Source organism: Flavobacterium tyrosinilyticum, assembly GCF_023656565.1.
GTDB lineage: Bacteria > Bacteroidota > Bacteroidia > Flavobacteriales > Flavobacteriaceae > Flavobacterium > Flavobacterium tyrosinilyticum.
The window spans coordinates 1004360-1018222 of record NZ_JAMOKG010000001.1; the positions used below are offsets into that span (position 1 = coordinate 1004360).

Below are 13863 nucleotides of genomic sequence, written 5' to 3' on the forward strand. Positions count from 1 at the left end.
TCGAAATGTTTATTAATTAACAAACATTTAAAACCTTAAACACTATCTTGCACTCTTATATTAAAATAGAAAACGCTACTTTTGTGCGTTAAATACGAATTAAAAACAAAAAATGGATATAGTTATCAAACTCTCTCAATTTCTATTGAGTTTATCTTTACTTATTATTCTTCATGAATTAGGGCATTTTATCCCTGCTAAATTGTTTAAAACCAGAGTCGAAAAATTTTATTTGTTTTTTGATGTAAAATATTCACTTTTCAAAAAGAAAATCGGAGAAACAGAATACGGTATCGGATGGCTTCCGCTTGGTGGTTATGTGAAAATTTCTGGAATGATTGACGAAAGTATGGACAAAGAGCAAATGGCGCTTCCGCCTGAGCCTTGGGAATTTCGTACTAAACCAGCTTGGCAGCGTTTAATTATTATGCTTGGTGGTGTTACTGTAAACTTTATTCTGGCTTTTATTATTTATATCGGAATGGCATTTGCTTACGGAGATACTTACATTGCAAACTCCGACTTAAAAGATGGTGTTGCGATCGAAAATCCTGCTATGCTTAAAGCTGGGTTTAAAACTGGCGATAAAATTATTTCTATTGATGGTAAAGCGGTAGAAAACTTTGACAGTGATATGAACATGAATGTAATCATGGCAAAACACGTTTTGATTGAAAGAAACGGACAACAGCAAACGATTACTATGCCAACTGATTTTGTTGATCAGCTTTCTAAAACAGAAAAAGGCTTATTAGTTGGCATTAGAATGCCATTTGTTGTGGGCAAAATTACTGAAGAATCTGAGAATACTGCTCTAAAACCAAAAGATTTAGTGGTAAGTCTGAACGGACAGAAAATTAAATATTTTGATGAAGCCAAAGTTATTTTAGAAAGCAATAAAGGAAAATCTATTCCTGCTGTTGTTTTGCGTGATTTAAAAGAAACTCCTATTACAGTAAAAGTATCTAATGCAGGGAAACTTGGAGTTGCTGTTGGTGGCTTAGGAATGGATTCTTTAGAAAAATTAGGCTACTATAAAGTAAGCAAAAAAGAATACGGTTTCTTCGAATCTATTCCGGTTGGTCTTCAAAAAGGAAAAGATCAATTAGTAGGTTACGGAAAACAATTGAAAATGATTTTTAACCCAGAAACAAAAGCTTACAAACAAGTGGGTGGTTTTGCTGCGATTTACAATATTTTCCCTAGTTCTTGGAGCTGGGAAGTTTTCTGGTCAATCACGGCTTTATTGTCAATTATGCTTGGAGTTATGAATTTATTGCCAATTCCGGCACTTGATGGTGGACACGTAATGTTTTTATTGTATGAAATTGTAAGCGGCAAAAAACCGAGCGATAAATTCCTAGAGAATGCGCAAATGGTTGGTTTTGTTTTACTTATTTCACTACTACTATTTGCTAACGGTAACGACATTTACAAAGCAATTGTAGGCAAGTAAAAAAAAGTCAAAAAAAGAGTGAAAATGTTTTTGAGAAACTAAAAATAGTTTTATATTTGCACTCGCTAAAAAGAGCAACACTTTCCTCCTTAGCTCAGTTGGTTAGAGCATCTGACTGTTAATCAGAGGGTCCTTGGTTCGAGCCCAAGAGGGGGAGCAACTTTTTTTAGCAAACATATTAACCTTTTAAGGTGATTCCTCCTTAGCTCAGTTGGTTAGAGCATCTGACTGTTAATCAGAGGGTCCTTGGTTCGAGCCCAAGAGGGGGAGCTTAAAAAAAGACGATCAAATTTGATCGTCTTTTTTTTTGTTCAAATTCCAATACTATAGGACTGCTTATTTAAACGCAAAGAGCGCAAGGTTTTTACGCAAATTTCGCTAAGATTTAACGCAGAGGTCGCTAAGAGTTTTTTTTTATGCGAGACTTAATAGGAATCTATAAAAGAGATGGCAAAGATTGCCAATCTTTGTCGATATACGAGTGTGATCCTTCGTTCCTCAGGATGACAAACTGTAAGTAAAACAAAAAATTCGCAAAGCATTATCTACACAAAGCTTTGCGAACTTAATCTTTAGATTTAACTCAAAATAACCTTAGCGAACTCTGCGTAAATCTTAGCGCTCTCTGCGGTAAAAAAATTAGAAATTCCAATATATTGGATTGTTTATTTAACCGCAAAGAGCGCAAGGTTTTTACGCAAAGTTCGCTAAGAGTTTTTTTTATGCGAGACTTAATAGGAATCTATAAAAGAGATCGCAAAGGCCACCAATCTTTGTCGATATACGAGTGTGATCCTTCGTTCCTCAGGATGACAAACCGTAGGTAAAACAAAAAAAATTCGCAAAACTTTATACACACAAAGCTTTGCGAACTTAATCTTTAGATTTAGGCTAAACTCCACATTAAAATAACTTTGTGCTCTTTGCGTAAATCTTAGCGCACTTTGCGTAAAAAAAATTAACCCAATCTTGTCATCCTGACGACTGTAGGTAAAACAAAAAAAATTCGCAAAGCCTTATACACACAAAGCTTTGCGAACTTAATCTTTAGATTTAGCTCAAAATAACCTTTGCGAACTTTGCGTAAAATCTTAGCATACTTTGCGGTAAAAAAACTTTACGTAAAGCTTAGCTAAAAAAAACCTATTTCATACTCAAAGTTTCACTCTTAAACCTTTTCATTAAAGTATTTGCTTTTTCATTTTCATTTATTGCTTTTAAGGACTGTGCATATCTATAATAATAAATAACCTCCAAATCTTTAGCTTCTTCAAATAATTGCGTGTAATAGCCCGCCGCGGCGCTTAGATTGCCTTCAAAATAAAAACGATCGGCTACTTTTTTCAGCATGTCGATAGATTTATACCCTTTATCAATAACTTTTTCGTACGTGTCAACCATATTAACGGTTACATATTTTGAAGTTGTCGGAGCGGGAGCTGTAATTTCGACTTTAACGGGCTCTACAGAGACAGACGAACTTGCAGCAAGCGTTTTGGTCTCTATTGCATTTGGAGCTACCTTAGGTTTTCTTTTTACATAATTCGGAATTACTGTTCTAGTATTGTTTGGCCCGAGATCGTAAGTGTCGACCATGTCCAATTTGGAAACTTGGTAGGTAATAATTCTACCTCCAAAAAGTTTATTTATTCTCTCTTCTACATAATAAGATTGAATGACCAAATCATCATTAGAAAGACTATCCGTCAAAAGTGTCGTTTTTCCTGTTGCTGGAGAAGCGGAGGCATGGTTGGTGCGCTGAGCAAAACAGCCGAGAGAAAATACGAACGCAAGTGTACATAAAATTGCTTCATACTTTTTCATGATTTTTGAATAAAATTAGATGCCCCAATTAAAAAACTCAGCCTAAAGTTACTGATTTTCTTTTAGTTAGCTTTTATTCTGACCACGAATTACTTAGAAAACCGATAAAATACTTCTTTTTACCCATTTATCATTTGAACACAGGCTTTTTGTATTTCTTCGTCTGAAAATGGTTCTAGCGCTTTTGCTACCATTTTACTGGTTCTAATGCAACTTAGCATTTTAATTCGTAAAGAACGGCTGTCTCCGGATTCTGTTTCTAGAAGATGCTCAAAAATCTCGGTTAAGTATTCTGGATGATTTTTATATTCTCCGTCGAAACAAAGATCTGATACCAATCTCGCTACCGATTCTATTATTTTGTTTTGATTGGCATTGCTTTCGTTTTCTGTTTTCATGGCGTTTATTTATGGTTCTGATTACGAATAATTATTGTACGAAAAATTGTATTTTTGTTTCGGCTAAATAAACGATAGAATGCATTCTAACAAAATAGATCGTGATTTTATCTCACAAGCAAAAAGATTGTATTTTACTATATTCCTAATTTTTAAGGATTTTTAATATCTTTGAAGTATGAGCACAGCAACAAAACCAAAACATATCGGGAGAAACATAAGCCGCATTCGTGAGCTTAGAGGAATGAAACAAGAAGCACTTGCCATCGCGATAGGTGTAAGCCAACAATATGTTTCTACGATTGAAGGAAGCGAAAATGTTGACGATGAAAGACTAAACTCTATTGCAGAAGCTTTGGGAGTTTCGGCTGATGCAATTAAGAATTATAGCGACGAAGTTGTATTAAACAACATTCAAAATAACCACGAAGGTTCTGTTATTCATAGCGGACCAACTGTAAACCATAATTGTAACTTCAACCCGCTTGATAAAATTGTAGAACTTTATGAGCGTTTGGTTCAGGCTGAAAAGGATAAAGTAGAGTATTTGGAAAGGTTGATGAAGGGGAAGTGATCTAAAAAACAGCATGAGGTTTACATTATATACATCTTTAATTTGTTTTTTGTAAATTTGCATCATTATGAAAGATATTTCTAACACATCCGAAAGAGTACAATTTGCTTTAAAGCAAATGAGTAAAGTTATGCCTTCTGTAAAGAAGCAAGTGGCTGTTTATGAAAGAAACATAGCTTTAGGAAAAAATCAAAAAAATCCTCCAGTAGCTCCTCAATTTAAGAATGTCTAAACCTATTTTGACAGTCATTGCTGGATGCAATGGCTCTGGAAAATCTACTTTTTCTAAAGTACTTTCTCCTGAAAAGTTTACTCCCTTTGATTACGATTTCTATTTTTTAAAATTTTACAACTCTTTATTCGATTCCGATATAAGAGAAGAGATGGCTCATAGCTTAGCATTTAATGAATTGGAAAATCAAATTAAAATAGCTATTGCCAATAAATCTAGTTTTTGTTATGAAACTAATTTCAATTCAACTCCTCTTCACTGGCCTGATATTTTTAAAAATAATGGATATGATTTACAACTTATTTTTCTATGCCTAAATTCAATTCAAGAGGCAAAGAAAAGAGTTGCTATTCGTGTAGAAAATGGGGGACACTTTGTTCCGGAAAATGAAATTGAAAGACGCTATCAAGAAGGATATGATAATCTCAATAAATTCTTTGATCATTTTGATTATGTTGACATATATGACTCTTCTGCATATAAGGAACAACCTTCGTATGTATTATCAATTGAATCAGGAAAAATTCAATCGATAAATTATGTGCCAGATTATTTAAAAGATTTGATACCTAATATAATTCCATAGAACAAAAAAAAAGCGCCGCAATCCAAAGATTACGGCGCTTTTCTATTTAATTAAAACTCTACGGTTAATTAAACCCCTAATTTCTTAGCAATTTCAGCAGGAATTCCTCCTTTGTTTACTAGTAATGCAGTAGTTTTATATTTTACGAAGTTCTTAGTTACAAACAAGAAACCTTTGTAGTCGTTTGTTTCTCCCCAAGAATTTTTTACGATATAGTATTCTTTTCCAGTTTGATCTTTTGCAAGACCAATAATGTGCATTCCGTGGTCGTCTGTTGTAGTGTAGTTATCAAACGCAGCCTGACGCATTTCTGGAGTAATTTCTGGTTCTGCTTTTGGTCCGTTAAACATGTCTGCTTTTTCTTCAGCTGTCATGTCGTCGAATTTTTTAGATGCTACATACGCTACACCGTTTTTCCAGCTAAAGCTTTTCTCGCTAACATCTGTTGCCCAAGCTACAGTGTATCCTTTTTTAAGTGCATTGTCGATAACGTCTGTCATATCGTTTACTTTTACGTTGTAAACTTGATCCAATGACCAGTTGTCTGGCACCATCATCGTTGTTTTTTGGTAGTATGGAGCGTTTGTAAAAGATGACATTTCTACGTAATCATCTGGGTTAATGCCTACTACTTCTTTAGCAAAAGTTTGTGGCGTATAGTTTTTCCCTTTGTAAGTAAAGCTATCTGGCACTTTTCCTAAGTAAGAATCAATAACTGCTGCGTACGCTTTTTGCCAGTTTGGAGTCAATTCTCCGTTCGGGTTTTTCACCACTGCTGCAAGAACACTTTCCATAAGAGCTCCCATTTCGGCAAATTTGTTTTTGTCTGTTCCGTAGTTTAATCCTGTATAAACTTCTCTTGGTACAGTTCCGTATTTTTTATACATATTAATTACATCGTGAAGAGCACCTCCGTCACCAAGCGTAATTGCTCCGTGCATACGAACATAGTTTACCCCCTTTTCTACATACACGTTTCTTGCAGAATAAATTTGAGAAAGCTCAACTGGCTGTTTTCCTAAACGAATCATTTCTGACTCTAAGAATGAGTTTGTTGAGTAACTCCAGCAAGTTCCAGATGATCCTTGAGATTTTACCGATGTTGTACCTAGGTTAATTACTTCTGTAAATTTGAAGTTCTCTTTACTTTTGTCGCTTGCATTTAGTTTAAGTGAATTTACTAAAATGTCTTGCGCAAAACAGCCTGCAGTTCCAGCCAAAAATACTGAAGCAGCAAACACTGATTTGAATGAAAATGTATTCATAATTTATGTTTAAGATTTAACAAAATTAGTCTCCAATGTTTCCAATTTGTTACAAAACAATTAAATATTATACAATTTGTGTAATGTTTAGTTGTTAATGTTTTCTTAACGGCATTAATTATTAAGGCATTTAACACAAAAAGCCTCCATAACGTATTATTGAGGCTTTTTGCGTTTATTAATTTATAAATTAACTTCTTACAAGTTTTTTTCTTCTAAAACTATCGCATCCAGTTGCTTCCAAAAACAATATAGTAGGCCCACTCTTCTGGCCCTCTGGCAACGTCTACTCCCATTCGGAGCTTAAACTTTCTGGCAATGAGATATCTAAAGCCTGTTCCGTAGCTGTAGACAATGGGTTTGGCAAAGGCCTGATCCCAATCGTTAAAGGCGCTGGCAAGACCTCCGTAACCCATTAAGCTCCATCGTCTGTAGAGATCCCATCTAAATTCTAACTCGCTCACAATACTGGTGTTTCCCATGTATCTCGCCGCTGGAATTCCACGCATATTAATTCCTGGTTTTAAATAAAAAGGCGGACTCCCCAACGCCTGCTCCCCTTCAATCCTGAGTCCGCCAATTAGTGTTTTGGCCAGAGGATAATATCCAATCGCCGAAAAGTTAATACGCCAAGCCTGATAATCGCTTCCCAGCGCTTTATCTGACCAGAAAAAATCGGACTGAAGCCGTATTCCTTTATCTGGCGTAAATATATTGTCACGTCCATCAAACTGGAGCGCGGCTCCAAGCTGACTTATGGTACTTTTTATGTCTTTTGGGTCTACAAATGGCGGCGGAAGATTAAAGTCGGGCAGGTTTATTTTTGAGTTTAAAAACAAATACTGAGGTCCTACACTCCATTTGGCATTATTAAACTGTTTGAGCCATTGTGTATAAAAAATAGTCGATTTAAAGTTCAATTTAAATTCCTCGTCTTTCTGATTGGGCAAGTTATTGGCATAAAAGGATAAATTCATATCGCCATAAGCCGCAAAAGCCCTGTAGAGAATTTTAGGTTTTACCAATGTTGCAGAACGAAAAGCGCCCACCATCCAGCTTTTGTTGGCCGTATACATTCCAAGTCCTCCTGTAATATCTGGATTTACAAATCGTTTTCTTCCGTCTGCTTCAATAACAGGAGCGCGTTTTTTGAGGAAAATTGGTGCAACTGCCGCTCCAAATCCTCCAACAGCGGGTTCTGTAATTATGGTTGGCACAACTATAAATCCGTTGGCATAAATAAGAAAGTCGCTTAAATCAAAAGCTCCGTCTAGCGAATCTTTTAAAACTGCATGGTGTTTTTGTGCATTTAAAACATTAAACGATAGAATTATACAAAGCAAAAACAGAACGCTTTTTATTGTTGTTTTTTTGTTTTCCATATAGTGTTTATCGTTTTAGATTTAAATTTTCACTTCGTCAAAAAAATCTCCAGCAATTATTTTTTCTTAAAACTAAATACGTGTGCCAGCGTAATAAAGAAAGTATTTCCCTGAAATCTATTTACTGCATTTACTTCGCCAATCCATCTAAAACCTGCCGAGGTCATACAGCCAAGATGCAAGTAATTTACCTCAGCGCCTAGTCCGCCCACTCGATCTTTGTCGGGTTCAACAACCAAAATGCTTCCTACTGGAATTTTATCGTCTGAAACTTTATATTGCAAGTAATAAATCAACCCTGCATTGAATATGCCTTTTGGAGCCGTTTTTTCGGCATTCATACAATAAAATGTTTTTCCTAAACCACCTTCAATGCTTAAAATATCTCCTGTTTTTATATCGGTGTCTTTCTTTTTTCCATTAATCTCATAGGAAGCCAAAGCAGAAAAATGAAATGTTTTTTTATCATTAAAAAATAAAGTTGTCCCTGCCGAAAACTCATTCATAAACATTCCTAAACCGCTATTATCGCTAGCTCCAAGTTCATACTTTCCTGTTGGCATATACAATTGGTAACTGAATACAAAATCGGCTCTTTTATTGTGCCAGCCTAACTGAACGGGCTGTATGTACATATCTGTAAAAGCAAAATTGCTTTTAGAATCTACATAACTTCCTTGAATAGTATTAGACGCTCCAGCCAACAGAATTGTAGCACCGTAATTGGCACCTAGAATTTTAAAATCAGTTACATAATTGGCTCCAGCACCAGTAATAAACATGGTAAGATCTGGATTGCCCATTTTATCTCCGTCAGCATTTCTTAAAGAAGATGCGCTATAAATATAACCTGGAATGTAGACGCTCAACGTTTTCTCTGGAGCCTGAGTTCCAGATTGGAGGCCCATTGCACCCAAAATATGTCCGCCTTTTAATTGAGCATTACCACAAAAAGAAATCAATAAAAGCATCGCTGCATATATTGATCGGAATGTTTGTATTGAAAAAATTTTTTTTGCCTTCATGCTGAAATGTTTTAAAATAAATTAAGACTTTACAACCGCTGTCAACAACGCTATTTTGGAAGGGGATAATTTTATTTAAAATAATACGCTCCTTTATGATCCGGATTTATTCGTATGGTTTTAAAATATTCTGAGGGAGATTTTCCAGTATGTTTTATAAAAGCTCTAAAACAAGTTGTTCGGGATTTAAAACCAGAACCCCAAGCCATACCTTCTAAGGATAAGTCTTTCCACTCGGGATCGTTTATTTTATCTTTAAAATATTCAATCCTTTTAAGATTAACATAATCCTGAAAATGAAGACCAAATTCGGAATTAATCAAATTGGATAAATGATGTACCGATATTCCTGTTTCTTCAGCCAAATCTCTTATTACAAAATCCTTTTTTAAGAATAGATTTTTAGAGTTTAACTCATAATCTAATTTTAAAAGGTATTCTTCTCTTTTTTCAAGAGTCAGTTCGTTTGCAATTGGAAGCGTATTCTTTGTTTCTTTTGTTTTTACCACTAATGTATTGTCGACAACAAAATCGAATGACTCTTCTTCGTCATGAAAGATTTGAGGTTTGAAATAAAGCCAACCGACCGTGAAAAACAATACAGAAGAAATGAGAATGTAACACGAAAGATCTGTGGTCTCTACTTTTTGCAATAAAAAATGATGCACAAAAAGTGTCGAAAATAAAAACAAAATCATGAGATTATATACTCTAATCCAGTTAATTACTTTATTATGATGAAATTGGTTTCCTGTAAATTTTTTCAGATCATAGTTTAAAATCAACATGGTTTGAAAAAAGACATAGAAAAGCCAAATCGTCAGTGTTAAAACAGAAAATGGATTTTTGATTAATCCCGCAATATAATGGACCACTTTTATATTTGTATAACTTCCGACATAAACAACGAGCGTTAAAAAGAAATAAATAGCAAATGGTACAAAATGCAGCCAGTCGTATTTTCTGAAACTTTTATTTAATGATAAAATGTTTCTAACGTACAAAAATGAGCAAGGAGCGGTTAAAAATATAAACGCTTTTGTGATAGTAAATAGATCTGGGAAATTTTTAAATAAATTGGCCGACAAATAAAAATTGTAGATACTTACCAACGCAAGACTCAATAAGAACATTCCCAAAAAGAAACTCTTTGAATAGTTTTTTTTGGAAAATAAAACCATAATTGCAGTAGCCAGGCCAGCAATTGTGGCTATAAAAAAGAAAAGGGAAAGTAAAATATCGATCATTTTTTTAAGCTTAAATTAGTAACAATTATTTTTCTTAAAATCTTAAAAATAGAATACGATGGGGGGGCGTATGCAGAAGTATAAAACATTGTACTTGCCAGACTTTGGCAAGTACAATGCTTGACTGTAGTTATTTTTTAACTGCTCCCGGAGGAAAACCAGTTAATATTTTTTTGATTGCATCGTTGATGAATTGTTCTGGATTGTCTGGTTTACTGTCAATTTCGGCATTTCCGATTCCCTGCCAAACCAGCTTATCTGTTTTTGAAGATACGATGTCTATAATTAATGATCCATCAACATAATCGTAAGAGTTAAATGTTGTGGTACCGCCACCCATCATAGCACCGCCACCCCAATATCCATACGGACGATACATTCCGCCATAGCCATAAAAATTACTATCGGCCGTTACTTGTGTTTTATTTTTTAAGATAGAAACGGCATTCACTTTTAAATCAGGATTGCTGGATTCTGTAAATCCTTTTGCTAGCATTTCATTTCGGATTGCTTTTGCAACACGATCAACATTTAACTGATTTACTTGACCTTGCTGCGCTTTTAAGTCATAAACCGCAAAAGTTTTGTATTCGCTGAAGTTAGCAGAATGATCATAATCAGTTGTAACTTTTACAGTTGGAGAGCAGCTGTAAAACAAACCCAAAAATAAGACTGGGAGTATACGAAGACTTGTTCTTTTAATATTCATGTTGTGGTATTTATTAAATTAATAATTAAATCAGTTTAACTCGAATGTATTAAAATCGTAAAAATCTTGAACGGAGGGCAAAATGCATTTATAATTGTCAGTATGACACAAAGACTTACTAAACAATCACTTACATCACTCTCAAAGATAAATCATTTTATTTAATTAACAGTATTAAATAAATAAAATCTTACTTTATCATTTTTTAACCTATTTTGTTCAAAATTTTAAGATTGTTTAAAGTTCTATTTACCTTGTACAGCTACATCATTATCTGTATGATGCTTATTAAATTTCTGCAGCTATAGGCAGTTTGCCATGTTTTATTGCTTCCAGCATTTTGTTGTAATCCGATTCGTTTTGATCGGCGTATAAAACTGAGAACTCCGAAATGGCATTGGCAAATTCGTTGGTATCTCCAATATAACCCGAAATTATAGAAGGATCTCCCGAACGTGCGTGAGCTCTTGCAAGTGCCCATCCGCAGGCTTTGGCGTACTCTGCCATATTTTTAGGCTTCATTACTTCTAGCACTGGTTTTACTTTAGCATCTCTAAGCTGGCGTATGTAGAAGAACTTGTTTTTGCTGTCGTCTGTCCAGCCCAGAAACATATCGGACGCCGACTGCATTAGTTTTTGTCCCATTACAATTCGTTCGCCCTGATGGCTGTATTTTCCTTGTGTTTTTACATTGCCTTCCAAGACGCTTTTTCGGGCTTCTTTAAACTGTAAAAAAATAGGCTCTCCAGATGCCGACATCAGCAAGCTAATGCCGCACAATGTTCCAACACTGCCAACCCCAACAACTTTTATGACTATATCATGAAGCTTGTATCTGCTTAGCAAAACTTGTTTTTCTTCTGAAAGGGATTCTAAATATCTATTATGGATAATTTCTCCTTCTTTGGCCACTTGTTTTTCAAGATCTCCGGTTGGATGAAATATCAAAGGCGGATCATCTTTTATACGTGCTCTGGCTCCATCAAAATAAGTCATTTTGGCAAACTCCTTTTCATGAGCGGTATATTCTGATGCTTTTTTTATTCTCTTTTGGTCAAATTCTTTAAAGTCTTTGTCTCGGCCTAATTCAATCAGTTCTGCGAGATCAATATCGGCATACCAAATTTGAAGCGCTGAGAGTTTACTATAATCCAACATGTGCCGCTTATAACTGTCTGCAACATTCCAAGCAAATTCTTTACAATTTTTATGGGAAAATTTGCGCCATCTTCCGGCAATAACAAAACTGGCCGCAAGTCTTTTTACATCCCATTCCCAAGGCCCTGGATAAGTTTCATCAAAATCATTAATATCAAAAACCAGTTTCCGTTCGGGAGTTGCAAATCCGCCAAAATTCATCAAATGGCAATCTCCGCAAAGCTGTAAATTTATACCCGATACCAGAGTGTGAGCCAAGTCGGCAGCCATGATAGCAGCGGCACCTCTGTAAAATGAAAAAGGAGATTCCATCATTCTTCTGTACCGAATAGGCAGCAGACTTTCAACCCTTCCCACACTGGTCTGAATTAAAATATCTACTGGATCTTTTCTGTTTTTAAAAGAATTCCATTCTCCATGCTTCGCTAAAGGGATTTTCTTTCTAATCGAAGCTCCTTTGTCATAACGTTCTGCCTTTGATGCAATGGGATCAAAACTTTTTTCGGCACTATCTGCTTTTTCGATCATGAGAATGCAAATTATTTTACTTCGGTTACATCACCCATTTTCCAAACTTTCTCAAAAAATCCTTTCTCTGGACCATAGAAACGAGCTAATAACTCAAATTTTCCTTTTGGATCTGTTGGAACCCAGTTTGATTCTTTTCCTGCAGGAGCTTTTGCACCAAAATAAATATCGACAGAACCATCACTGTTTTTCTGAATGCCTGGAGATGTAGAAGCGCGGCTGAAATATTTCATGCCTTTTATTAAAGCATGTGTTTCTCGATCATAAGCCGTTACAGACCAATATAATTTTACAGGAACATTTGGCGGCAAATGCAATTGATATAATTTTGAGCCGTCAAATTCTTGGCCTTTATCATCTTTAATTGTCATTAAATAAAACTGACCTGTTCCCAAATGTTTTGCACTGAAATAAGCTATTGAATAACTTATTGCTCTTTCGCTTACCGGATAAATATTTGGCACTGTATAATTAGACATTATAGCTTTTACTACATCTTGAGAAGCTGGTAAAGCCCAATTTGTATTATCGTAAAAAGGAGGTTTGAAAATAGCCTGATATTTGCTGTCAATCCATTTTCCTGCATCTTTTACTGCTGCTTCCAAAATCTCTTTTTTTCTAGCATTTGCTTCAAACGTTTTTCCTTTTTCAATACCAATTGATTTTAGAAAATCTACCATAACTAAATCTCGATTCAGCCAAGGTTCGCGCTGTACAAATTGGTTTAAGAGTTCGAAAAAATGAAAATTGTATGGAATTGTATTGCTGAAAGGAACTTCTAATAAATCTACAAATTTTGTTGCTGGCGGATTTGCTGCCTGAGAATAAGGATAAATCTTTACTTTTTTTCCATAATCAATGGCTCTCTTAAGATCATTCGGACTTCCGTCTGTAAGATTTGATCGGAGAATTGCAAATCCTGTATAGGTTGAAGAAGGCATCGGAATGTATCCAGCTGGTACTTTGTCTTTATAATCTGGCGGAAGAATGAGATATTTTCCTCCTTTTCCTTTGTCTACACCCGCTGGGCCAATATCTTCTATTGCAGTCTGCCATCCGTCATCTAAACTTCCTGTAATAGATGAACTGCCCTCCGCCGGCGGAATCTCTAATACAACAGGTCCTTTTCTAGTATCATACAAAGGATTGATATAAACCACATCTGGATTTGGCGTTAAGGTCTGATTTTTTGAATTTATCAACCCAGACCAATAAATAACTTCGTTAAAATTGCCTTTTGCGTTAGTTAGACTTTCGTTTAATAATTCAAAATTTACAGCTGGAACTCCCCAAACAACGGCTTCAATTGCACGATTATAAATGATCTGCTCTTGCAGATCCGTTGGTTTAAAAGTACCTAAAACAGATTCTGAAGAAACGGTTTCTGTTTTTTCTGTCGATTTTTTATTGCAAGAAATAAATAGCGCAATAAGGAAAAGTGAAATTATTTTAGTTTTCATTTTATATAGTATTAAAAAT

13 protein-coding genes and 2 tRNA genes are annotated in these 13863 nt (G+C 35.1%); 6 read left to right on the forward strand and 9 right to left on the reverse strand.

Features of this window, described 5'->3' with window-relative positions; translation table 11 throughout:
* Positions 1-112: 112 nt before the first annotated feature.
* The 3 genes from rseP (at position 113) to NCC77_RS04430 (ending at position 1726) form a co-directional block, all read left to right on the forward strand.
* On the forward strand, positions 113-1456 hold the full coding sequence (rseP, locus tag NCC77_RS04420) for an RIP metalloprotease RseP (protein ID WP_250834517.1): 1344 nt from the start codon (positions 113-115) through the stop codon (positions 1454-1456).
* An 83-nt stretch (positions 1457-1539) separates the two neighbouring features.
* Positions 1540-1613: transfer RNA gene (locus NCC77_RS04425), tRNA-Asn, on the forward strand.
* 39 nt (positions 1614-1652) lie between these two features.
* Positions 1653-1726: transfer RNA gene (locus NCC77_RS04430), tRNA-Asn, on the forward strand.
* A gap of 873 nt (positions 1727-2599) precedes the next feature.
* On the opposite strand, the gene NCC77_RS04435 is transcribed toward NCC77_RS04430, so the two are convergent.
* Complete coding sequence (locus tag NCC77_RS04435; protein ID WP_250834518.1) at positions 2600-3280, reverse strand: hypothetical protein; 681 nt, start codon at positions 3278-3280, stop codon at positions 2600-2602.
* A 119-nt stretch (positions 3281-3399) separates the two neighbouring features.
* A complete protein-coding gene (locus tag NCC77_RS04440) occupies positions 3400-3678 on the reverse strand; it encodes a hypothetical protein (protein WP_250834519.1) in 279 nt (92 codons plus the stop codon).
* 178 nt (positions 3679-3856) lie between these two features.
* Between NCC77_RS04440 and NCC77_RS04445 the strand changes: the two genes are divergently transcribed.
* The 3 genes from NCC77_RS04445 to NCC77_RS04455 all read left to right on the forward strand — a co-directional run bounded on the left by NCC77_RS04445 (position 3857) and on the right by NCC77_RS04455 (position 5070).
* Entirely contained in the window at positions 3857-4252 is a 396-nt protein-coding gene (locus NCC77_RS04445; RefSeq protein WP_250834520.1) for a helix-turn-helix domain-containing protein, read from the forward strand.
* A gap of 67 nt (positions 4253-4319) precedes the next feature.
* Entirely contained in the window at positions 4320-4484 is a 165-nt protein-coding gene (locus tag NCC77_RS04450) for a hypothetical protein (protein ID WP_165352402.1), read from the forward strand.
* Complete coding sequence (locus NCC77_RS04455) at positions 4477-5070, forward strand: ATPase (RefSeq protein WP_250834521.1); 594 nt, start codon at positions 4477-4479, stop codon at positions 5068-5070. The genes NCC77_RS04450 and NCC77_RS04455 overlap by 8 nt, the downstream gene beginning before the upstream one ends.
* Before the next feature lie 68 nt (positions 5071-5138).
* Here the strand turns inward: NCC77_RS04455 and NCC77_RS04460 are convergent, their stop codons facing one another.
* From NCC77_RS04460 to NCC77_RS04490, 7 genes are all read right to left on the reverse strand, one after another.
* Entirely contained in the window at positions 5139-6335 is a 1197-nt protein-coding gene (locus NCC77_RS04460; RefSeq protein WP_250834522.1) for a C1 family peptidase, read from the reverse strand.
* Between the two features lie 221 nt (positions 6336-6556).
* Complete coding sequence (locus NCC77_RS04465; protein WP_250834523.1) at positions 6557-7717, reverse strand: BamA/TamA family outer membrane protein; 1161 nt, start codon at positions 7715-7717, stop codon at positions 6557-6559.
* A gap of 56 nt (positions 7718-7773) precedes the next feature.
* On the reverse strand, positions 7774-8742 hold the full coding sequence (locus tag NCC77_RS04470; protein WP_250834524.1) for a SphA family protein: 969 nt from the start codon (positions 8740-8742) through the stop codon (positions 7774-7776).
* A 71-nt stretch (positions 8743-8813) separates the two neighbouring features.
* Positions 8814-9989, reverse strand: a complete 1176-nt coding sequence (locus tag NCC77_RS04475) for a helix-turn-helix domain-containing protein (RefSeq protein WP_250834525.1) — start codon at positions 9987-9989, stop codon at positions 8814-8816.
* Between the two features lie 130 nt (positions 9990-10119).
* Positions 10120-10698: a DUF4136 domain-containing protein gene (locus NCC77_RS04480; RefSeq protein WP_095930698.1), complete on the reverse strand. Its 579-nt coding sequence runs from the start codon at positions 10696-10698 to the stop codon at positions 10120-10122.
* A 288-nt stretch (positions 10699-10986) separates the two neighbouring features.
* Positions 10987-12384, reverse strand: a complete 1398-nt coding sequence (locus NCC77_RS04485; protein ID WP_250834526.1) for a DUF2252 domain-containing protein — start codon at positions 12382-12384, stop codon at positions 10987-10989.
* Positions 12385-12395: 11 nt separating this feature from the next.
* The gene (locus NCC77_RS04490) at positions 12396-13844 is read right to left on the reverse strand and encodes a DUF1254 domain-containing protein (RefSeq protein WP_250834527.1); all 1449 of its coding nucleotides are present in this window, start codon (positions 13842-13844) and stop codon (positions 12396-12398) included.
* Positions 13845-13863 lie beyond the last annotated feature (19 nt).